General features: G+C 54.4%; 21 protein-coding genes. 15 read left to right on the top strand and 6 right to left on the bottom strand.

Annotated elements, in window-relative coordinates:
• The first annotated feature begins 84 nt into the window (after positions 1-84).
• The 4 genes from ABWO67_RS11535 (at position 85) to ABWO67_RS11520 (ending at position 2,972) form a co-directional block, all read left to right on the top strand.
• The gene (locus ABWO67_RS11535) at positions 85-774 is read left to right on the top strand and encodes an urease accessory protein UreF (protein ID WP_353151856.1); all 690 of its coding nucleotides are present in this window, start codon (positions 85-87) and stop codon (positions 772-774) included.
• A 10-nt stretch (positions 775-784) separates the two neighbouring features.
• Positions 785-1,447, top strand: coding sequence for an urease accessory protein UreG (gene ureG, locus ABWO67_RS11530; RefSeq protein WP_353151855.1), 663 nt, complete (start codon positions 785-787; stop codon positions 1,445-1,447).
• Positions 1,448-1,564: 117 nt separating this feature from the next.
• Positions 1,565-2,110, top strand: coding sequence for a hypothetical protein (locus tag ABWO67_RS11525; RefSeq protein ID WP_353151854.1), 546 nt, complete (start codon positions 1,565-1,567; stop codon positions 2,108-2,110).
• A 496-nt stretch (positions 2,111-2,606) separates the two neighbouring features.
• Entirely contained in the window at positions 2,607-2,972 is a 366-nt protein-coding gene (locus ABWO67_RS11520; RefSeq protein ID WP_353151853.1) for a DUF4168 domain-containing protein, read from the top strand.
• A gap of 81 nt (positions 2,973-3,053) precedes the next feature.
• Here ABWO67_RS11520 and ABWO67_RS11515 read toward each other — a convergent pair whose 3' ends face one another.
• Positions 3,054-4,109: a serine hydrolase domain-containing protein gene (locus ABWO67_RS11515; protein WP_353151852.1), complete on the bottom strand. Its 1,056-nt coding sequence runs from the start codon at positions 4,107-4,109 to the stop codon at positions 3,054-3,056.
• A 280-nt stretch (positions 4,110-4,389) separates the two neighbouring features.
• Here ABWO67_RS11515 and ABWO67_RS11510 point away from each other — a divergent pair, with 280 nt between their 5' ends.
• The 6 genes from ABWO67_RS11510 to ABWO67_RS11485 all read left to right on the top strand — a co-directional run bounded on the left by ABWO67_RS11510 (position 4,390) and on the right by ABWO67_RS11485 (position 11,208).
• Entirely contained in the window at positions 4,390-5,949 is a 1,560-nt protein-coding gene (locus ABWO67_RS11510) for an ABC transporter substrate-binding protein (protein ID WP_353151851.1), read from the top strand.
• A gap of 72 nt (positions 5,950-6,021) precedes the next feature.
• Positions 6,022-6,939 (top strand): ABC transporter permease, encoded by a 918-nt coding sequence (locus ABWO67_RS11505; protein ID WP_353151850.1) that lies wholly within the window; start codon positions 6,022-6,024, stop codon positions 6,937-6,939.
• A gap of 3 nt (positions 6,940-6,942) precedes the next feature.
• Entirely contained in the window at positions 6,943-7,854 is a 912-nt protein-coding gene (locus ABWO67_RS11500; protein WP_353151849.1) for an ABC transporter permease, read from the top strand.
• A gap of 2 nt (positions 7,855-7,856) precedes the next feature.
• Positions 7,857-8,846, top strand: a complete 990-nt coding sequence (locus tag ABWO67_RS11495) for an ABC transporter ATP-binding protein (protein ID WP_353151848.1) — start codon at positions 7,857-7,859, stop codon at positions 8,844-8,846.
• A complete protein-coding gene (locus tag ABWO67_RS11490; RefSeq protein ID WP_353151847.1) occupies positions 8,843-9,826 on the top strand; it encodes an ABC transporter ATP-binding protein in 984 nt (327 codons plus the stop codon). Before ABWO67_RS11495 ends, ABWO67_RS11490 begins: the two co-directional genes overlap by 4 nt.
• The gene (locus tag ABWO67_RS11485) at positions 9,823-11,208 is read left to right on the top strand and encodes a M20 family metallopeptidase (RefSeq protein WP_353151846.1); all 1,386 of its coding nucleotides are present in this window, start codon (positions 9,823-9,825) and stop codon (positions 11,206-11,208) included. The genes ABWO67_RS11490 and ABWO67_RS11485 overlap by 4 nt, the downstream gene beginning before the upstream one ends.
• Positions 11,209-11,247: 39 nt before the next feature.
• Here ABWO67_RS11485 and ABWO67_RS11480 read toward each other — a convergent pair whose 3' ends face one another.
• On the bottom strand, positions 11,248-13,275 hold the full coding sequence (locus tag ABWO67_RS11480; RefSeq protein ID WP_353151858.1) for a methyl-accepting chemotaxis protein: 2,028 nt from the start codon (positions 13,273-13,275) through the stop codon (positions 11,248-11,250).
• Positions 13,276-13,438: 163 nt separating this feature from the next.
• Here ABWO67_RS11480 and ABWO67_RS11475 point away from each other — a divergent pair, with 163 nt between their 5' ends.
• Positions 13,439-13,810 carry a COG4315 family predicted lipoprotein gene (locus ABWO67_RS11475; RefSeq protein ID WP_353151845.1) on the top strand — a complete coding sequence of 124 codons (372 nt, stop codon included), beginning with the start codon at positions 13,439-13,441 and terminating at the stop codon, positions 13,808-13,810.
• A 109-nt stretch (positions 13,811-13,919) separates the two neighbouring features.
• On the opposite strand, the gene ABWO67_RS11470 is transcribed toward ABWO67_RS11475, so the two are convergent.
• A complete protein-coding gene (locus tag ABWO67_RS11470) occupies positions 13,920-15,344 on the bottom strand; it encodes a YdgA family protein (RefSeq protein ID WP_353151844.1) in 1,425 nt (474 codons plus the stop codon).
• A gap of 198 nt (positions 15,345-15,542) precedes the next feature.
• On the opposite strand from ABWO67_RS11470, the gene ABWO67_RS11465 reads away from it, so the two are divergent.
• Positions 15,543-16,154: a 2-hydroxychromene-2-carboxylate isomerase gene (locus ABWO67_RS11465; protein ID WP_353151843.1), complete on the top strand. Its 612-nt coding sequence runs from the start codon at positions 15,543-15,545 to the stop codon at positions 16,152-16,154.
• On the opposite strand, the gene maiA is transcribed toward ABWO67_RS11465, so the two are convergent.
• From maiA to ABWO67_RS11450, 3 genes are read right to left on the bottom strand one after another with little or no spacing between them, the layout of a single operon-like run.
• Positions 16,133-16,780 (bottom strand): maleylacetoacetate isomerase, encoded by a 648-nt coding sequence (maiA, locus tag ABWO67_RS11460; protein ID WP_353151842.1) that lies wholly within the window; start codon positions 16,778-16,780, stop codon positions 16,133-16,135. The two genes, ABWO67_RS11465 and maiA, sit on opposite strands and share 22 nt — an antisense overlap.
• Complete coding sequence (ispH, locus tag ABWO67_RS11455; RefSeq protein ID WP_353151841.1) at positions 16,780-17,748, bottom strand: 4-hydroxy-3-methylbut-2-enyl diphosphate reductase; 969 nt, start codon at positions 17,746-17,748, stop codon at positions 16,780-16,782. The genes maiA and ispH overlap by 1 nt, the downstream gene beginning before the upstream one ends.
• Positions 17,748-18,224 carry an FKBP-type peptidyl-prolyl cis-trans isomerase gene (locus tag ABWO67_RS11450; protein WP_353151840.1) on the bottom strand — a complete coding sequence of 159 codons (477 nt, stop codon included), beginning with the start codon at positions 18,222-18,224 and terminating at the stop codon, positions 17,748-17,750. Before ABWO67_RS11450 ends, ispH begins: the two co-directional genes overlap by 1 nt.
• Before the next feature lie 352 nt (positions 18,225-18,576).
• Here ABWO67_RS11450 and urtA point away from each other — a divergent pair, with 352 nt between their 5' ends.
• The 3 genes from urtA to ABWO67_RS11435 all read left to right on the top strand — a co-directional run.
• Positions 18,577-19,827 carry an urea ABC transporter substrate-binding protein gene (gene urtA / locus ABWO67_RS11445; protein ID WP_353151839.1) on the top strand — a complete coding sequence of 417 codons (1,251 nt, stop codon included), beginning with the start codon at positions 18,577-18,579 and terminating at the stop codon, positions 19,825-19,827.
• Between the two features lie 15 nt (positions 19,828-19,842).
• Positions 19,843-21,480, top strand: a complete 1,638-nt coding sequence (urtB, locus tag ABWO67_RS11440) for an urea ABC transporter permease subunit UrtB (protein WP_502930003.1) — start codon at positions 19,843-19,845, stop codon at positions 21,478-21,480.
• A partial coding sequence (locus ABWO67_RS11435; RefSeq protein WP_502930002.1) for an ABC transporter permease subunit occupies positions 21,477-22,159 on the top strand: 683 nt, incomplete at its 3' end. The genes urtB and ABWO67_RS11435, both read left to right, overlap by 4 nt.

Raw genomic sequence — 22,159 nt, 5'->3', positions numbered from 1 at the left:
GACCATGCTCACGATCATGAGCATGGCAACTGCTCGCATCACCACGAGCACCACCACAAGCACACACACAAGTAAGCGCAGCGTATGGAAACCCGTCAACTCACCGCGCTGCTGCAACTGTCATCCCCTGCCTTACCTATAGGTGGCTATAGCTATTCTCAGGGCTTTGAAGCGGCAGTAGACCAAGGCATTGTCACCAACGAAGGCAACGCCGGCCAGTGGATTCAGCAACAACTGGAACTGGTCATAGCGCAATGCGAGGCGCCGGTATGGGCCTTGCTGTTCGATGGCTGGGCTAACACCGACTGGAAACAGCTTACGCACTGGAACAGATGGTTCCACGCCTCACGTGAAACCCAGGAAATACGCCAGGAAACCGAGCAAATGGGCTGGTCTTTGGTAAAGCTGGCTACTGACCTGAATTGGGGCAATGCCGATGTGCGCAGCTATCTGCTTGAACAAGCTACTGTGACTTTTCCTAGCGCCCATACCTACGCGGCGCATGCGTTGGGCGTCGAAAAAAAAGCCGGTCTTGCCGCCTATCTGTTCAGTTGGCTCGAAAACCAGGTGATGGCGGCCATTAAAACCATTCCGCTCGGACAAATGGCCGGCCAGCGTATTTTGAACCAAGTGCGCCAGTACATACCCGCTGTGTGCGATGAAGCCTTGGACCGGGCAGCTCAGAGCCCACCACGGGTCTACACGCTGGCCCCCCAGTTCGCCATCCTTTCATCCCGGCACGAAACCCAATACTCTCGTCTATTCCGCTCCTGAAGGTCGCACTATGACTACTCAAACACAACCCAACGTTTCAACCCGACTGCGTACCAAATCGCTGCCTGTCCTGCGCATCGGCGTAGGGGGCCCCGTCGGATCCGGCAAAACTACTTTGCTGGAAATGCTATGCAAGAAAATGTCAGAAAAATATGACATCATTGCCATCACCAACGATATCTACACCAAAGAAGATCAGCGCCTGTTGACTATTTCTGGCGCCCTGCCAGCAGAGCGCATCATGGGTGTCGAAACCGGCGGCTGTCCGCATACCGCCATCCGCGAGGATGCCTCCATCAACCTGGAGGCCATAGACAGGATGCTGAATAAGTTTCCCAATGCCGACATCGTTTTCGTGGAATCAGGCGGCGACAACCTTGCTGCCACGTTTAGCCCCGAATTGTCAGACCTGACGCTCTACGTTATCGATGTCGCTGCAGGCGAAAAAATCCCTCGCAAAGGGGGCCCAGGCATCACCAAATCCGACTTACTTATCATCAATAAGACTGATCTCGCACCCTATGTAGGCGCCTCGCTGGAAGTCATGGAACAAGACACCAAACGCATGCGCGGCGATCGTCCCTTTGTCATGGGCACCATCAAAAATGGCATAGGGCTGGATACCGTTATTGCCTTTATTGAAAACGAAGGTTTGTTGGCTACCAACAGCTAATTTACACATCCGCGGCAAGATTGGCGCCAATATTCAAAACTCCCCGGGGTTTTCCCTTAAGACAGCGTAAAATACTACGTCCCCGGATTTTGATAACAGTATTGGAAGCAACCCATCTTGAACACGAAAAGAAGTAAACGCTGGAACGGCAACCTTGATTCGCTAGGCGCGGATTTCCTGAAAGACGTCATAGAAAAAATGGAAGCATACGGCACTAGTGTGCAGTTCGAACTTCCCGGCAATGCACAACGTCCGAACTACCAAGTCATAAACAAGGCCGGCAAGAAAATGGCGTTCGACAAGAAGAACTTGCTGATGAGCCTTAATACCGATGGCAATGTCAGCGACACGCTTTCGGGCATCTTTACGCTGGAAGCCGTTAAAGCAGCAATGACTGGCGGCGGAACAAAAGCTGCCGCTCGAGCACGTGTCAGCCGCCCCAGCACAACAAGCAGCAGCGGCACCACCCGCAGCCGCAGCACCCAAGCGCCAGCGGCGGAGCCCGTTGACACCGTAGAACACAGAAAGTATGCCTATTTCAAAGAAAACCGCGACAACCTGCCGGACGACATTCAAAAGCACTCTGCGACCATCAGCGACCTGATGCATAACGGCTTGTCGGCGGAAGACGCTTTCTCCGAGATCATCAAGCAGCACTTCTAAGATCTGCTTCCCCCTCAGGGACGGCGCTGTCGCCACGGTAAGTCAGTAACAATTCGTTGACAGGGCGAGCAAGCGCCCTGTTTACTAACGCTACAAAAACAGGCTTAACTGCAACCTATTTTTTCTTTGCATCGGAAGTTTGCGCACCGCCTTTATTTGCCGTTGAGCCGAATGGGGATGACGGAGCAACAGGCTTAGGGGCCTGCTTAGGCTTTTTCGCCTCTTTGTTTCCGCGTAATTGACCTTTTGCCATCGAAAAACTCCTTGAACGACAGTATTGCATGCCAAATGGCCCCATTAGCATACGCGCTATTACCCGGCACAGGGTAAATGCCGGACGAAGACGCCAATATTCTGACTATTCACCGCAAATAAATCGCGGAGCAGCGTTACTCCCCGTTGCCCTTCGATAACAATACCTACGGGGAAACCCTTGAAAACCTGCTGATTACTGTCATGATAGAAGCGTTATTCACGGTAATTATTAGGAGATTGCATGCAGAAATGGATCACCACCACCCTTTCGGCTAGCGCGCTTGCTGTTGGCATACTCAGTAGTTCAGCCATGGCTCAACAAGCCCCCGCAGCCGCGCCTGCACCTGCTCAAAACTATTCCGATGCGCAGCTCGAAAAATTCGTCAGCGCGTCTCAGAAAATCGCTATGATTTCTCAGGAATACACGCCTAAACTGGAAGCCTCAAAGTCAGAAGAGACTAAACAGGAAGTCTATAAGCAAGCCGACGAGAAAATGGTTGAAGCGGTCCACAAGGAAGGAATGACCGTCGATCAATTCAATGGCATCAACCAAGCCCTGCAACAAAATCCGGAACTGGTCCAGCGCGTCCAGAAAATGGTCAAATAACACAACGGCTTTATAAGGGGCCAAGGCTTTGCATGAAGCCTTGGCCTTGCTTGTTTTTAGCTAGGCTGATGTCGTCAATAATTAGGCCAGCGTATCGACTGCGGTCAATATCTTGCCGAAAAGCTCGTCAGCATGCGCCGAGTTAAGCCAGCGAACCACCACTACCATGCGCCGTTCTGGCTCTACCCAGGTAAACGAACTGCCGGCGCCAACCGCAAAATAGCTTGATGCTGGGACGCTAGGAAATACCTTTTGCTGGTGGTTGAGCCATATCAGATAGCCATAGTAAGGCGCCAACTCGCCGGGCGTGCGCATGCGCTGTATCCAATCGGCTGACAATATCCGATTGCCATTGACGCTGCCTTCATCCAGAAGCATCTGACCCACTAGCGCCTGGTCTTCACTACTGATGGAAAGGCCTCCGCCCCAATGGGTACCGCCCGGAACCGATTGAACGCGCCGGCCGGCTATATCTACCCAGGCATTGTCGTACCCCACCCAGTTCCAGTTTTCGGTAGCACCCAAAGGCTGCATGATGGCTTCGCGAAATACCTCGGGCAGTGGGCGCTGAAATAAATGCAGCAAGGCCAGAGAAAACTGGTTGATGCGGACATCGTTATATTCCCAGTAGGTGCCCGGGCGCTGCAGTGGCCGCAGGTCGCCCTTCTTGCCGGCAGGAGGCTTGCCGAAGGTAACCGCGCGATAGTGGTCGGCCTGATCAGGAAGGCCAAACAGTTCGCCCTGCCATTCGCTGGTTTGCTGCAGAAGATGCGCCCATGTCACCAATGCATTGTTTCCCTCGTCAAAGCCTATATCCGGTACGCGCGCGCCCACAGGTTCATCAACGTCGGGCAGCAGACCACGATCGTGGGCAACACCTGCAAGCAAGGCAAGGTACGTCTTGGCTACGCTGAAGGTCAGGTCGGCGCGCTTGGGCTCACCCCAGGACGCGAGCGGCTTGCCGTCCAGAAGTATCGTCCCCGTAACCGGGCCGCGTGAATGAATAGGCCCAAGCAAGCGATTCCAGGGCTCGGGGTCATGTAAATGCACCCCAAAGTTCCCATTAATGTCCCTATCCCAGGGCGACTCGTGGTCGACCGCAAATTGAATCGCTTGTTGCATTGCTTCATTCGGCATTCATACCTCACTTTCTAGCGTTAATCGTCCAGTTCTCGCATGGGAACCTAGGGAAATCACGTGTTTATGTAGCAAAATATCTGGTATACAAAATACAAATAGAACACCATAATAAGCATCTGCATCCTGCCGCGCAAGCGGTTTTTGCCGCGACAAAAAATAGAACTTATCATTTCCATGCCTTTAAAACCGGCAGTGCGCAAAACCCAAGAAAAATCCCAATATCGTATTGATGGGATTCGCTAGTTTGTATACCAACAAAAGGTAACGAGGAGCAAACATGAAAACCAAAATCAAAGCGTCTGGCGTGTCTCTGCAGAAAAAGGCGATCCGGGTCGCGGCATGCATACTGGCAACCGGCCTGCTGAGTGCCGGAAATCCGGCGTTTGCGGATAAAAAAAGCGACACCTTGCGCATGGCCTATGACCAGGCCCCTGAAAGCGTCGACCCTTATTTCAATAATGTGCGCATCGGCGTCATTATTGCGGCCAATGTCTGGGACACCTTGCTTTACCGCGATCCGATGACCAATGAATACAAAGGTCAACTGGCCAAAAGCTGGAAACAGATCGATGATCGCACCCTGGAGCTCGAGTTGCGCCAGGGGATCAAATTTCACAACGGTGAGCCCTTCGATGCCGACTCGGTGGTGTACACCCTCAATTTCGTCGCCGATCCGGCAAATAAAGCCACAACCCAGCAAAACGTTAGCTGGATTGAAAAAGTAGAGAAGCTGGACCAGTACAAAATACGAATTATCAGTAAGCAACCGTTTCCTGGCGCTAAAGAATACCTGTCCACCACAGTGGCGATTCATCCGGCCAAATACTACAAAGAAGTCGGTCCGAAAGGCATGAATGCGAAACCGATTGGAACAGGGCCGTACAAAGTCGCAGAGTACATACCCGGAAAATCCATCACTTTGGAACGAAACACCGACTACTTCAAAGACTCGCCAAAACAGCAGCCAAAAATCGGGAAGGTCGAGATTCGCTTCATCCCTGATCGGCAAACGCAAATGGCCGAAGTGATTTCCGGTGGCCAGGACTTCATCATGCATGTGCCCAAAGACCAGGCCGAGCAAATCAAGTCCATGCCCAATCTGCAGGTAATCAGCGGCAACACCATGCGCATCGTATTCATGCAAATGAACATCCTCGATGGCACACCAGCTCCGCAACTTAAGGACGTACGTGTGCGCAAGGCCATCGCTCACGCTATCGACCGTGAGTCCATCATCAAAAACATAGTTGGCGAAGGTGCGAAGATCCTGCACACCATTTGCACGCCTTCCCAAGTTGCCTGCACTGATGAGGGCGCAACGACCTATAACTACGACCCCGCGTTGGCGAAAAAACTATTGGCCGAGGCAGGCTACCCAAATGGCTTTGACATCGACATCGTGGCGTATCGCGAGCGCAATCAGACTGAAGCCATCATCAATTACCTACAAGCGGTAGGTATCAAGGCCAAGCTAAGCTATTTGCAATATGCCGCCATGCGCGACATGGTTCGCGCCAACAAGGCGTCCCTTACTCACCAGACCTGGGCATCGAATCTAGTGAATGACGTTTCGGCTTCTACCCCTGTGTATTTTGGCTTCGGAAACGACGACATCACCCGCGACCCCAAGGTGCGCGACCTGCTCGACAAAGGCGATCACACAATCAAACTGGAACCGCGTACCGAGTTTTACAAAGAGGCGCTGGGCATCATTGCAGAACAGGCTTACGCCATCCCCCTGTGGTCCTTGCCTGTCAATTACGTCATGAGCAAGGACATCAACTTCACCCCCTATCCCGATGAACTGGTCCGATTCTGGGAAATAAGCTGGAAGTAAATCCACCGCAAAGCGAACCCACCGCACCGGGTTCGCTCTTTACTTTGCGGGACCACGCAACAAGGGCAAACCATGCTTGGGTACATGTTCAAACGGTTAGGACTGGCGCTATTGGTGGCATTGACGGTTTCCATCATCGCCTACCTGCTGCTGCATCTCTCAGGAGATCCGGCAATAGCCCTTGCAGGCGAAGGAGCGCGCCAGGAAGATATCGAAACGATACGCAAGGCCTATGGCCTGGATCGTCCCGTCGTCATCCAGTATGCAGATTGGCTCTGGAAGCTCCTGCAAGGCGATTTCGGCACATCGGTGTACTTTAAAACCGAAGTCGGCCCGCTTATTTTCGATAAGCTGAAAACCACCCTGCTGCTTGGAATTAGCGCCCTGGCCGTGGCTTTGTTTGTATCCGTCCCTTTAGGGGTGCTGGCAGCGCTTTATAAAAACAGCTGGATCGATCGACTGTGCCTGGCGGTCGCCGTGCTCGGCCAGGCACTGCCCAACTTTTTCTTCGCCTTGCTTTTGATCATGCTGTTCTCGATTTCGTGGCGCATGCTTCCCGTATCGGGAAGCGGTACCTGGCAGCACTTTGTCATGCCTGCCATTGCCTTGGGCTACTACATCGCTCCCGCCTTTATGCGCCTTATCCGCGCCGGCATGATAGAGGTCCTTAGCGCCGACTATATCCGTACTGCCAAGGCTAAAGGCCTGCCAGCCCGCAGCGTCATTTTCAAACATGCTTTACGCAATGCCATCGTTCCAGTCGTCGCGCTATCGGCAGTACAGCTGGGCTATCTTCTGGGCGGCTCTGTGGTGATCGAAACCATCTTCGCCCTGGATGGCCTGGGATATCTTGCTTATCAAAGCATTACGTACAAAGACTATCCCGTCATGCAAATCATTGTTCTGCTGCTGTCTGCGATCTATGTGTTATTGACGCTGGCTTCCGATATAGCCAATGCCTGGCTTGACCCACGCATACGAGTGTCCTGATTCATGTCGATACCAACTGTTCTCTCTGCAAGCCCAGTGCCGCCATCGTTAGGCACTGCCCCGAAACGGCGCACGATGTGGCAACGTATATGGCATAACAAGGCCCTGACTTTCGGCGGAGGCTTATTGCTGGCGATTATGATCATCGCCCTCTTCGCCCCCTGGCTTTCGCCCCATGACCCCTATACCCAGGACCTCGCATATCGCACCGTGCCACCGGTCTGGTACGACAAGGGGACTTGGCTGCACCCGCTTGGAACCGACCAAATGGGGCGCGATTATCTTTCACGCCTGTTTTACGGTGCACGCATTTCACTGCTTATCGGCGCCAGCGTGGCGTTGATTTCCGGCCTTATTGGCACCGTCATGGGAATGCTCGCAGGCTACTTCGGCGGCAGAACCGACATGGTCGTATCCTTCCTGGTGACGACTCGTCTTTCCATGCCTGTCATTCTTGTTGCGCTCGCCACGGTCGCTATTGTCGGCGGTTCGCTGTGGGTCGTCATCCTGGTGCTGGGGCTGCTCAAATGGGATCGCTTCGCTGTCGTCATGCGTAGCGCCACACAACAAGTGCGGTCTTTGGAATATGTAGCCGCGGCCCAGTCGGCGGGGGCATCGACGCTGCGCATTATCATTTCCGAAGTACTGCCCAATGTCTTGCCGCATCTCATCGTTATTGCAACGCTGGAGGCCGCCAGCGCCATTCTTCTCGAAGCCTCGTTATCTTTTCTGGGACTGGGCGTGCAACCCCCGCTTCCTTCTTGGGGCCTGATGATTTCCGAAGCCAAGGCCTACATGTTCTTTTCCTTCTGGCTTATTGCCATTCCCGGCGTGGCGCTCGCCTTGCTGATTTTCGCCATCAACCTGGCTGGCGACGGCTTGCATCAGCTACTGACGCCTGAAGAGAGAGCCTGAACATGGACAGCAACGAGATCGTCCTGGATGTACAAGGCCTGCATGTCGATATACAAACCCCTGGCGGCGTCCTGCATGCGGTACGCGACGTCTCGTTTCAGGTAAAACGAGGCGAAACCCTTTGCCTGGTAGGCGAATCCGGCTGCGGAAAATCCATGACCTCGCTTTCCATCATGGGGCTGCTGCCGAAAAACGCCAAGCGCCTGACCCGCAACCTGAGTGTTTTAGGCGAAGAATTGAACCTGGCCAGCAAGAAACGCATCAGCAATCTGCTTGGCAACAAGATGGCGATGATATTCCAAGAGCCCATGACGGCCCTCAATCCTGCCTACACCATAGGCGAACAGCTCACCGAACATTATCTACACCACAAAAAGGTCTCAAAGCAACAAGCGCTCAACAGAGCCATAGAACTGCTCGAAAAGGTGGGGATTGCCTCTGCCAGCCAACGCCTGGCCCAATACCCCCATCAATTGTCCGGCGGCCTGCGCCAGCGCGTCATGATAGCCATGGCACTCATGTGCGGCCCAGAATTGCTCATTGCCGATGAGCCCAGCACCGCGCTGGATGTCACCATACAAGCCCAAATCCTCAGATTGCTTGCCGATTTGCAGGCCGAACTCGGGATTGCCATGGTGTTGATTACGCACGATCTGGGCGTCGTGGCTCGCATCGCTGACCGGGTAGCCGTCATGTATGCGGGAGAAATTGTTGAGGAGGGTCCTGTAAAGGAAATCTTCGCAAATCCGCAGCATCCCTATACCCAAGGCCTGATGAGCTGTATACCGATACCCGGCCGCACCCCTCCGGGTGGAAGGCTGGGCACTATTCCGGGCGTCGTGCCGTCGCTGATTGGGCAATTGGAAGGCTGTGCTTTCCGGGACCGCTGCCAGTATGTCCAGGCGGCCTGCCATCAAGCAGTACCGATCCGCAGCCTGGACAGCGGCCACAGCTGGCGTTGCATAAGAACTCAGAATGAGGCCACGGTATGAGTAACCCCTTGATCCAGGCACAAGGACTGCAGTGCAGCTTTACGGTGAATACTGGCATGTTCAAGCCCCGGCAAACCTTGCATGCCGTGAACGGCGTTGACCTGAAGGTACAACGCGGCGAAGTGCTAGGCATCGTCGGCGAGTCCGGCTGCGGCAAATCCACCCTGGCACGCATGCTGCTCGGTTTGACGCCGCCCACTGCAGGCTCGGTCAGCATAAACGGCCAGGACATCAAGGACGTCGACAAGCGCGCCTTGGCGCGTTATGTTCAGCCCGTCTTCCAGGATCCCTATTCCTCTCTTAATCCGCGCCGCACTATTGCCTCGATTGTTGCCTTTCCCCTTGAGGTTCATGGCCTGGGCACGGCAACCGAGCGCCGGAAGAAAGCGCTGGACATGATGGAGCGGGTCGGCCTTCCGTCCCGGCATGCAGACAGCACGCCGGGACAACTATCGGGCGGCCAGCGCCAGCGTGTGGCAATCGCCCGCGCTTTGGTCATGAATCCAGAAATCGTCATTTGCGATGAACCGACCTCGGCGCTGGATGTCTCCGTTCAGGCGCAAATCCTGAACCTGCTGATGGACTTGCGCGATGAGTTCAATCTGACCTATGTGTTCATCAGCCATAACCTGGCAGTCGTCGAGCATATCGCTTCCCACGTTGCTGTGATGTACCTGGGGCGTATCGTCGAGTTCTCAAAAACCGACAGTCTTTTCCACAACCCGCGGCACCCCTATACCAAGGCGTTGCTGGCGTCGGTGCTGACACCCGAAACAGGCTTGGGGATTCCCGATATGGGTCTTGGCCTGTCATTTCCCGATCCGATCAACCCGCCATCGGGTTGCCCCTTCCATCCGCGTTGCCAAGAACGCTTGGCGCACTGCGCCAGCGAACGCCCAGCCCTTGTCGCAGGGGGCCAGGGAGAAGTAGCCTGTCATTTATATGCCTGCGAAACACAAGAAGGACATGCCCTATCATGACTCGTACCCATGCCATCGAACACGCGCATAAGCATTTCGATTCTGGCCAGTTCCGGGCCACCCTTGCCCGCCGTATCGCCATTCCTACGGAAAGCCAGAACCCAGACCGGGCTGGTATCTTGGGCGACTATCTGGAAACCGAAATGCGCCCGGCATTCGAGTCCATGGGCTTCACCTGTCAGATACTGCGCCATCCTAAAGCCGCGGCGCCATTCCTGTTTGCCCAACGAATAGAAGACCCCGCACTGCCTACAGTGCTTGGATATGGCCATGGCGACGTTATCCGCGGGCTGGAGCCTGAATGGAAAGACGGACTCTCGCCTTGGACGCTCACGGAATCCGGAGACTGCTGGTTCGGACGAGGCATTGCCGACAATAAAGGCCAGCACACCGTCAATATGGAAGCGTTGCGCACGGTACTGGAAGTTCGCGGCCAGTTGGGCTTTAATGCCAAATATCTGATCGAGATGGGCGAAGAAACAGGTTCTGCAGGGCTGCGCGAACTCTGCGCCGAAAACCAAGAGCTTCTGCAAGCCGATCTGCTTATTGCATCGGACGGACCGCGCCTGCGCGCGGAACGCCCCACCATTTTTCTGGGGTCGCGCGGCAGCGTCAACTTCGACCTTGTCATCGACGCGCGCCAAGGCGGCCATCACTCCGGAAATTGGGGAGGTCTGATTTCCAACCCCGGCATTCAACTTGCCCATGCAATTGCCAGCCTCACCACGCCCACCGGCCAGATCCTCATCCATGAATGGGTGCCCAAAGAACTGCCGGCCTCGGTACGTCGGGCATTGGCCGATTGCGAAGTGGACGGCGGCGCGGACGGCCCTACGATCGAACCGTGGTGGGGCGAAGCGGGCTTGTCTCCTGCCGAGCGTGTATTCGGGTGGTGTTCATTCGAAACACTGGCTTATAAGACAGGCAACCCGGAAATGCCCGTCAACGCCATTCCCCCCCGAGCCTGGGCGCGTTGCCAATTGCGCTTCGTGGTGGGTATCGATCCCGACGACATCCTCCCGGCGCTGCGCCGCCACTTGGACAGGCACGGTTTTCCCATGGTGAAAATTATCACCACACGCGAATCCATGTTCCAGGCGACCCGTATCGACCCGGACGATCCGTGGGTGCAATGGGCGGCAGATTCGATAGCAAAAACCAGTAGCAAGAAACCCGCAATACTGCCGAATTTGGGCGGCTCGCTACCCAACGACATTTTTACCGATGTCCTGGGACTGCGTACCGTATGGGTGCCCCACTCCTACCCTGGCTGCTCACAACACGCCCCCAACGAACACTTGCCGCCGGCTATCCTGCGTGAAGGGCTAGGCATAATGACCGGCCTGTACTGGGACTTAGGAGCAGGCGGCACACCGGCATAATGCAATATGCCCAGCGCGGCCTCAAGACCCGCTGCGCAGTCAGGCCAGCCGCAATGCGCTTTCCATCTCAATGACCGGCCTTGCGTTCGGGGATAACTTGAACACCTCCACGGCCTCGGCCAAACGCTTTGCCTGATCCTGCAATGAGCCTGCGGCAGCGGCCGCTTCTTCTACCAACGCGGCATTCTGCTGCGTCACTACATCCATTTGCGTTACAGCAAGATTGACCTGCTCGATGCCCGTTGACTGCTCATCGGACGCCGATGCGATTTCTTTCATGATTTGCGCTACGCGTTGCACCGAGGCAAGCAGTTCGCCCATGGTCTTGCCGGCCCCCTCCACTTGCGTTGCGCCGGCGTCGACCTCAGCAAGAGAGTCCTGAATGAGCTTCTTGATTTCTTTTGCCGCCTCAGCGCTACGTTGCGCAAGCGAACGCACCTCGGAGGCCACAACCGCGAAACCTCGGCCCTGTTCACCGGCACGCGCCGCCTCAACAGCCGCATTCAACGCCAGGATATTGGTCTGAAAGGCAATACTATCGATCACACCGACAATCTCGCCGATTCTTCCAGAACTACTGGAAATGCGCTGCATAGTTTGCACAACATGGGATACCGCCTCGCCGCCGCGATGAGCTACCGCCGACGCAGTATCCGCCAGTACATTTGCCTGGCGGGCATGATCGGTATTCTGCTTTACGGTGGCGGCAAGCTCGTCCATACTGGCTGCCGTTTCCTGCAGAGATGCCGCCTGCTGCTCGGTTCTGCTGGAAAGATCGGTATTGCCAGAAGCAATTTCACGGGCGCCTACATTGATCTCATCAACGCCTGCGCGTACCGTAGCAATGGTGTTCTCAAGACCCAGCTGTGTGCGCTTGAGGTTCTCCAGCAAAACGTGGACTTCGTTTTTACTATTGATAGGAGTGTCGGGAAGACCTGTGGTCAGGTCGCCCTGGCCCAATCTTTCCATGCCCAGAATAACCTGCCGCACAGGACGCAAAGTGCGGGAAGCCAGCCATCCGACCAGCACGGATATCAGCAAAGTGCCTACCAGCATCAATAACAATTGCATCAATAAGTGTTCGCGGCTTTTCTGTAGAAAGGCGCTTTGATCGCCCACCCCATACATGAGCCAGTTCCAGTTTTTTACAGTGCTCCAGGACATGAACTTGCGCGTGGCATCCTCGCCCAGCGTCACGTCAGAAAAACCCTGGGGCTGCTGATACAAGCGATCAAGCGCCGCGACATCTGCTGCAGGAAGACCTGCCGCCAGACGATCACCCGCTTTACCCTGACGACCTGCAATACGTACCCATTCCTTACCATCGGGAGAGTGCTGCAATATGCCCAGCGTACCGTGACCTGCAACAGTAGCCTCTGAAATCCATTGCAAGAGAGAGTCGACCTGTGCGTGCACGTCTACCCGCACCGACAAGCCGCCATAAACGGTGCCTGTGTCATCTTTCAGTGGCTGTATGCTCATGGCATACCATTTCCCATTGCGCTGCACCAGGCCACTGTACGAATTACCAGAATCCAGTGTGCGGGCCAGCAGGTCTGTTGGGTCTACCGCACTTCCCAGGCGGATATTGCCTTTGGCGTCGCGCAGCAACGTAGCAACACGCACCCATTTAGTACCCGAGCGAACAATAACGGCGGGATCGGCACCTGTATTTTCATTAATACGCAGCAGGGTGTCCATATCGCCATTGATGATACGGTCACCTACCACCAGCAGCGGAACTTCGCCGCCCTCTTCGGTATCTGTCGTACTGCCATCCAGTACGGGAATTCCGCCCAATTCACGCTCCATCAGAGGGATCAGCTCTTTGCCACGTTCACTGGCGCTGGAAAAAACCAGTTGCAGTGACTGATCCATGCTCGCCAGCGCTGCAATCATTTCACGCTGGACGGTATCGATTGCGGCATTTCGGCTTTGCCACGCCATAATTGCAGTGATCGCAACCATTACAGCCACTGTTACCACCGACGTCGCAACAAACAGCTTTACCGCCAGGGAACGCTTGGTCCACCACGCCCCGCCCGTTTTAGGGCATTTTCTTTTCATAGTTGTCACTTCTGTCTCCATGACGATGAAGCTTTTAGTAGCCCATTCTTCTGTATAGGAAATTAACGGCCTCGCCGCCCAGTTCTTTACAAGCTAAGGGCTAGGGATTTCCCTGTTTTTGGAGTAGGCTAGCAAATTGCTGTACTCAACCTTGGAGACTGCTATGAAAAAACTGTTGACGATTTTGACACTAGCTTTGGCGGCCAGCACATCGGTCCTGGCGGCGGATGCCCCCATCAAGAAAAGCGGCGACATTCTGGTAAATCAGGAGGGGATGACGCTTTATACTTTTGACAAGGACATGGCAAATAGCGGAAAAAGTACATGCAATGGCCCCTGCGCCGACAACTGGCCTCCACTGAGTGCAGCCCAGGATGCGACCCCCAGCGATAAATTCACCATCATCACCCGCGAAGACGGGACTCGACAATGGGCGCACGATGGTAAGCCTTTGTACTTGTTCAAATCCGACAAAAAGCCTGGCGACCGTGCCGGAGAAGATTTCAAAGAAGTCTGGCACACAGTCCGCGACTGATTCCCGAACAGGTATGAAAAAGCCCGTTTGATTCCCTGCCAGCGACGGGGATTCAAACGGGCTTCCTGCCTGGCAGCAGATCTGCTGCCAGATTGCAAGTCTGTGGCACTTACATCATCATGCTCATCGCACGTTGCATGAATTCAGCGACCGACATCTTCTGACCATTCAGGTCAACCTGATTGTTTTCATACAAAATAGCGGTGGTGGCCGTATCACCCTCGACCTTGACCAGACCCGTCTGATCTAAACGCCCCATATATTGGTCATAAATCATGGCGGCCATCATTTCCGCTTCACCACCCAGGGCCTGCACAGCAGCCAGAACAAACATAGGCTTGGATAGCGTCAGGTCAAGCTTGACACGCTTAAGCACCTCGGCGAGCAAGACATCAACCTGCTGCTCTTGCGGATTGCTTGGCTTGGCCAGATTCAGCGCCAACGCTGCACGGCTTTCGCCTTTGGCATTTTTCCAGACCAAATGGTCGATAGCCACAGCAGGGTTCGATGCCAGCACGTCCATCAGTTTCTGACGCAAGACAGCCTCTTGAGCATCGGTCAGCACCAGTTCTTGGTCATCAGAAACATTTTGCTCGGCCTGAATCGCATCGTACTCAGCAGCCAGAGCAGTAAGCGCATCCACATCCAGTTTCTGTGCACTACCGCCTACGGAAAGGCTGCCCACATCTTTATCGCCCACCACCAAGCGACCGAAGTCATAACGCACCGAGCCATCCAGCAATTTGTCTTTCTGCTGGCTATCAAGGTTAACGGACAGTTTCTCGATGGTGACGGCGCTATCGCCAGCATCGCCAATTACCATCGAGTCTATCGTGGCGCCGCCTTTCGTCTTGACGTCGCTCTGACCGCTGGAGCTGGCCACGCTATTGCCGGCAAAGTTGTTGATTTTCACACCCTTGCCAGTTTGTTCATTGAGCAGCGCGAAAGAATCGAAACGGCCTGTTGATGTGCTGTCGTTGAAATCGTTGCTGAAACTGACGTCGATGGTGCCGCCGCTAAAGCTGACCTTGTCTTCGCCTTCGACCAGTTCAGTGGGAGAAAATGTCCAGACCGACTTGCCCGTACCAGCAAAACCGATACGGGTATCGATATGCACCGGCGACTTGCCGTTTTGGCTATCAAACCATTTTTGCGTGGAGGGTGATGCCACCAGTTCCGACTGGCTATACGCCAGCATGGGCATAAAATCGCCAACACGCAGAGCGTCTACAGGAAATGGACCATGCTGCAGGTGATCGCGCAAAATGAGTTCAATAGGTTTGTCGTCTTCGTCTTTCAGGCTTAACGTATAAGTCACATCCGATGAGAAAAAACGACGCTGATAATCGTCGATCTTCAGCGTTAGGCTGCTGCCGCCAAGGTCTGTCCCCAATGCTTTGGCGAAACGCTCGTTGGCTTGCGCCACGACCCGTTCGACAGTCTTCTGAGCTTCTTTTCCCACATACCAGGTCGTTCCCAGATAGGCAGCGCCCAGCACAACTATTACACCTACTACGCCTGTACTTTTTTTCATCGTTTTCCTGTCTGATAGAAACAACTCGGCCGTACTGCACGGTTCGATTTTGCATAAATTATAGAAAGACATTTAACCATGAATAGCCCTGCCGTTCGAGGGTAGAAGGCGAACCAATACCGACATTGCGTCAATACGAAAACGTGCATACCATGCTTATAGAATTCCAATTACTCTTTAGCGAGACAATACACATCCATGGCTGATCCTATTGATTTCTATTTTGATTTTTCATCGCCCTATGGGTATTTTGCCAGCACGCAAATAGAAAGCCTGGCTGCCGAATTTGGGCGCACAGTGCGCTGGCGGCCGATTTTGCTGGGCCCCATGTTCAAAGCCTCTGGCTCAGCCCCGTTGACCGAAATCCCCCTGAAGGGCGACTATGCGCGCCATGACTTTGAGCGCACCGCCAAGCTTTTTAATATTCCTTATCGGCAACCCGACCCATTTCCCATAGGAACGGTCACCGCCGCAAGGTCAGTGCTTTTCCTGCAACAACACGACAGCGATAAAGCTACGAAACTGGCGCAACGCCTGTTTAGCGCTTATTTTTCTGAACAGCGCAACATCAGCGACGTAAACGTAGTGCTGGCCATTGCCGGTGAAATGGGCATCGATGCCGGCGGTCTGGCAGCCGGCATCGCACAAGAAGAAACAAAAGCACTATTAAAAACCGAGGTCGAAAATGCCATAGCCCGAGGGGTATTCGGCGCACCATTCATAATTATCGATAACGAGCCATTTTGGGGATTCGACCGGTTCGACTACATCAGGAAGTGGCTGAAGCTTCAGCCTTCGCTATCTGGTTGATTGGCTGGCGCCGCTTGCTGAAACGCGGCCAGTTCGGTGCAAGCGGCATCAATACGCACTATGTTGGGCATGGCATCAAGATTGCAGTCGAATCGGCGTGCGTTGGCAACCTGCGGCACCAGGCACAAATCGGCAAAGGTAGGCTGGTCGCCGTGGCAATAACGGCCGGTGTCCGGATGACTTGCCAGCATGGTTTCAACAGCCGTTAATCCAACTTCCACCCAATGCTTGTACCAGGTGTTCTTGGCTTCTTCACTGACCTTCATTTCGTGCTTCAGGTACTTGAGCACTCGAAGATTATCCAAAGGGTGAATATCGCAGGCAATAAGCTGCGCAATAGCCCTCACCCTGGCTCGCCCCTTGGCGTCAGCAGGCAACAATGCGGGTTGAGGATGGGTTTCCTCAAGGTATTCCAGAATGGCCATTGACTGCCCAATAGTCACGTCGCCATCCACCAGCGTAGGCACCAATGCCGTAGGGTTCAATTGACGATAACTTTCCGAAAATTGCTGACCGCCGTCCTTCATCAGGTGCACCGGTACGGTTTCGTAAGCAATCCCCTTTAGATTCAACGCAATCCTGACTCGATACGCCGCAGAACTGCGAAAGTAGCTGTAAAGCTTCATTACGACTCCTTTATCTTTCGGGAAAGTTCTTTCGGCAAGGGGAAAGACACGTTCTCCGGCGTACCTGCCAATGTGCGTACAGAAACCGCGCCAAGCTCTTTAAGACGGACAATAACCTGGTTAACCAAGACTTCAGGCGCCGACGCACCTGCCGTCACGCCTACCCTGCTGGCCTGTGCGAGCCAGGCCGGATCTATCATTTCGGGGCCATCAATAAGATAGGCGGCTGCGCCCTTACGTTCGGCCACTTCCCGCAAGCGATTGGAATTGGAGCTGTTCGGGCTGCCCACAACCAGCACCAGATCACAGTCTGGCGCCATGATCTTGACTGCATCCTGGCGATTCTGCGTGGCGTAACAAATATCGCTTTTCTTGGGTTCGACGATTAATGGAAAACGGGTACGCAGCGCCTGCGCCACGGCCCCGGCATCATCGACCGACAGCGTGGTTTGCGTCACAAAAGCAAGGTTGGCGGGGTCGCGAACCTGCAAGGCTTCGACGTCGGCAGTCGTTTCTACCAGGTACATGCCCCCATCCGCCTGGCCCAGGGTGCCTTCGACTTCAGGATGGCCTTTATGACCAATCATGATGATTTCGCGTCCGGCCGCCCGCATCTTGGCCACTTCGATATGCACCTTGGTTACCAAAGGACAAGTCGCATCGAACACCTTCAAACCCATTTTCTCGGCTTCAACACGCACAGCCTGCGCCACGCCATGGGCCGAAAACACCACAATGGCCCCGGCCGGAGCTTCGTGCAATTCGTCAATAAAAATCGCACCCTTTTGCTTCAGATCCTGAACCACGTAGCGGTTATGAACGATTTCATGACGCACATAAATCGGCGCGCCATGCAGTTCCAGCGCCCGCTCGACGATATCTATAGCGCGGTCAACCCCTGCGCAAAATCCCCTCGGCTGCGCCAGGACGACTTCAAGATTAGGGTTGGCAAGGCTATTTTGTGTCATTACAAGACTCCCAATAAAGACACTTCAATGTGCAGGTCGGAACCCGCCATAGGGTGGTTGAAATCGAACAAAGCCGTGTTTTCGTCGAGTTCTTTCAGCACACCCGAATACCGGCCGCCGTTAGGCGCCGAAAATTCGACCATATCGCCAGGTTCGAACTGGGATTCAGGATCGGCATGTTCAACCATCATGGCGCGGGTAACCCGCTGCAAAAGATCAGGGTTGCGCTCGCCATAGGCCTGCGCGGCAGGAAGGTCGAAGGAAAAGCGTTCGCCTTCTGCACGCCCCAGCAAGGCGGCTTCCATGCCTGGAGCCCATTGCCCCATGCCCATTTGCAAGGTGGCCGGACGGCCATCGAAAGTATTGGCAAACACCGAACCTGCCGCAGGCCCTGTCACCAATTCAATACGATAGTGCAGGGTCAAGTAGGAGTCGGGGCGGACAAAAGCATTCACTGGATCGGAAGTAGAGGTCAAAATCTGTCACCGTAGAGGATCGTTACTGTTCCCCTATTTTAGAGCCTCTTATGACACTTCACACGCCGGGCCCAAAAGCCCGGCGTCCCGACAGCAATTACTAGCCTGTACGGCCCATGTTTTTAGCGGCTATGGCTAGCTCTGCACCGTTGTGGAGCAATCACGACGCCCAATTGCCGCTTGCGCACCAATGTGAACCGGGCCCCTGCCCAATCGGAATCATTTTCGGCCATACAAGAGACTGTACTCGCCTCAAACCCTGCAAAAAAACTGGCATAAGACTTGCGTAAGCCAAAGGGATTTGTCTGAATCGGTGCTCGATGACCGATTTTTCTTTCTCTTTGGAGTCACCATGAAACGTAGACTGATTCTTAAACAGCTGACCGCTATGAGCTTATTAGCGCTATCAGGCTGGATGCCCCAGGTATTGGCTGCTGACACGATCAAAGTCGGAATCCTCCACTCGCTCTCGGGCACGATGGCGATTTCGGAAACATCGTTGAAAGATATCGCCTTAATGACCATTGATGAAATCAATGCCAATGGCGGCGTCCTCGGCAAGCAACTGGAAGCAGTAGTGGTTGACCCCGCGTCAAACTGGCCTCTGTTTGCGGAGAAAGCCCGCCAGTTATTGGCTCAGGACAAAGTATCCGTGGTGTTCGGTGCATGGACTTCGGTATCGAGAAAATCAGTGCTGCCGGTTTTCAAGGAGCTGAACGGCCTTCTGTTTTACCCTGTGCAGTATGAAGGCGAAGAGCTGGAAAAGAATGTCTTTTACACCGGCGCCGCACCTAATCAGCAAGCCATTCCAGCTGTCGAATATTTAATGAGCGAAGACGGCGGCGGCGCGAAACGCTTTGTGTTGCTAGGTACCGATTACGTCTATCCACGCACTACAAACAAGATACTGCGCGCCTTCCTGCATTCGAAAGGTGTTAAAGACAGCGATATTGAAGAGGTCTACACACCTTTCGGACACTCCGACTATCAAACCATCGTCGCCAATATCAAGAAGTTTTCCACGGGTGGAAAAACAGCCGTGATCTCGACTATCAATGGCGATTCGAACGTACCCTTTTATAAAGAACTGGGTAACGCCGGCCTGAAAGCGACCGATGTTCCCGTAGTTGCCTTTTCAGTCGGCGAAGAAGAACTTCGCGGGGTCGATGCCAAGCCCTTAGTGGGACACCTGGCCGCATGGAACTACTTCCAGTCGGTCAAGAATCCCGTTAACACGGCATTTATCGATAAGTGGAAGGCCTACGCCAAAGCCAAGAATCTGCCGAATGCTTCTACCGTGGTTACCAACGACCCAATGGAAGCAACCTACATCGGTATTCATATGTGGAAACAAGCGGTCGAACAGGCCAAAACGACCGACGTAGACAAGGTGATCGCCGCTATGGGCGGGCAATCCTTTACCGCCCCTGATGGGTTCACCGTCCAGATGGACAAGACTAATCATCATTTGCACAAGCCTGTCTTCATTGGCGAGATCAATAGTGATGGTCAATTCAATATTGTCTGGAAAACCAAAGGGCCAATACGCGCCCAGCCTTGGAGCCCCTATATCGCGGGCAACGAAAACAAGCAAAATCTTTAATTGAATGAGTTCGCCATGGGCCCCACCACGTTTCTAACCCTTCTGCGTCAGATAGCACTAACGCTGGTAATGCTATCGACAGCGCCTTTCGCCCTGGCGGCCGGCGCTACCACAATCGACGCGGCGCTACTGGCGCCTTTGGCGGACGGTGACACCAATGCCAAGCTGCAAACCGTCATGCAGCTTGGCCAGATACCTGATCGGAGAGCCGCCCAGATACTGGACGCGCTGAACAACCAACACTTGTACGCCACACAGCAAGGCAAGATTATTGTCGTAGCGGCGGACAACACGGCAATAGATGCCGCCTCGGGCGAGGCCACATCCCTCCCCGCCGACGCAGATACCATCATTATCAACAACCGAATACGTAAGGGCATTACCGGCGCGCTAGCCGTTTCCCAATTATTTTCTGAAGACAGCAAAGTGCGCCTGGCGGCAGCCAAACGCCTGCAACAGAGCGGCGAAGTCTCGACCCTGGCCCACATCACCAAGGCATTAAGCCAAGAAACGGATCCCGAGGTCCGCAACTCGCTGGAAATAGCACAGGCAAGCCTGGAGCTGAAAAGCGTTGACCCCACCGCACGCATACATGCCGTCGAAACGCTAGGCAATACCAATAGCGGAGCCTTCCGGTCGATATTATCGGGCATGCTTTCCAAAGACGGGAACGGCGCCTACGCCGAAGAAGACGTAGCCGTACGGGAAGCCGCCACGATAGCGTTGGCGCGCATCGATCGTCATTTGAAGAAAATAGAATGGGCCGGCAACCTGTTCTATGGCGTGAGCCTGGGCAGCGTACTGTTACTGGCGGCCCTGGGCCTGGCCATTACGTTTGGCCTGATGGGCGTCATCAATATGGCTCACGGCGAACTACTGATGATAGGTGCCTACGTTACCTATTTGATCCAGCTCTTTTTCCGGCAGTATGCGCCCGCCTGGATTGATTGGTATGTTATTGCCGCCTTACCCATGGCCTTCCTGGTTACGGCTGCGGTGGGAATGGCGCTGGAACGCACCGTCATCAGATGGCTATATGGCCGCCCCCTCGAAACCTTGCTTGCGACCTGGGGAATCAGCCTGATCCTGATGCAGGCCGTGCGCTCGCTGTTCGGCGCACAGAACGTCGAAGTCAGCAATCCGTCCTGGATGACGGGTGGCATGACGCTGATGGGCGGACTGGTGCTCAGCTACAACCGGCTTGCCATTATTGTTTTCGCTTTGCTGGTGGTTTTCTTCGTCTGGCTTTTACTGAACCACACACGGCTCGGGCTGTTCGTCAGGGCCATCACACAAAACCGCCGCATGGCCGACTGCGTTGGGGTGCCAACAGGCCGTATCGACATGCTGGCCTTTGGCCTGGGGTCGGGCATCGCAGGTCTCGGCGGAGTTGCCTTGTCGCAGCTTGGCAATGTCGGACCAGACTTAGGAAGAGGCTACATCGTAGATTCATTCATGGTTGTCGTACTAGGCGGTGTGGGTCAGCTTGCAGGCACCGTCATCGCAGCCCTGGGTCTGGGCAGCGTCAATAAATTCCTCGAACCCTGGACCGGGGCCGTCATGGCGAAAATTACCATCCTGGTGCTTATCGTGCTAGTTGTTCAAAAACGGCCACAAGGCCTTTTCGCGCCCCGCGGCAGGAGTGTCGAATGACCATCGCTCATACCGCCATACCGGGTGCATTACTGATGCGGCAACGCCTGTTCTCTCCAGCCGCCTGGACGAGCCTGCTGGCAGTCGTCATTGTGCTGGCCTTATTGCCTTTACTTAACTTGATCTTTTCTGCTGACCACCCCTTGCATGTTTCGTCCTATGCGGTCGGCTTGATGGGAAAATTCATGTGTTATGCCATGGCGGCGCTGGCCCTGGATCTGGTCTGGGGTTATGCCGGCATTCTGTCGCTGGGCCACGGGGTTTTCTTCGCGCTGGGCGGTTATGCCCACGGCATGTACCTGATGCGCTCCATTGGCCGCGATGGTGTGTACCAAAGCAGCCTTCCTGACTTTATGGTGTTTCTTGACTGGAAAGAATACCCCTGGTATTGGGCTTTTACAGATCATTTCGCCTATGCAATGTTGCTGGTGATCCTGGTGCCTGGCGTGCTGGCATTCATCTTTGGCTATTTCGCTTTTCGCTCGCGAATCAAAGGCGTGTATTTCTCGATCATTACGCAGGCAATGACTTTTGCTGCGATGCTGCTTTTCTTCCGAAATGACACGGGCTTCGGCGGCAACAACGGTTTTACTGACTTCAAGCGAATTCTTGGCTTTGATATCACAGCAGCCAACACACGCGCTGCACTTTACTGGACCACACTGGCAGTCCTGACGGG

This window comes from Pollutimonas bauzanensis (genome assembly GCF_040393045.1).
GTDB classification, from domain to species: domain Bacteria; phylum Pseudomonadota; class Gammaproteobacteria; order Burkholderiales; family Burkholderiaceae_B; genus Pollutimonas; species Pollutimonas bauzanensis_A.
Note: the sequence above shows the minus strand (reverse complement) of the source record. Positions and strands in the feature narration are given on the sequence as shown.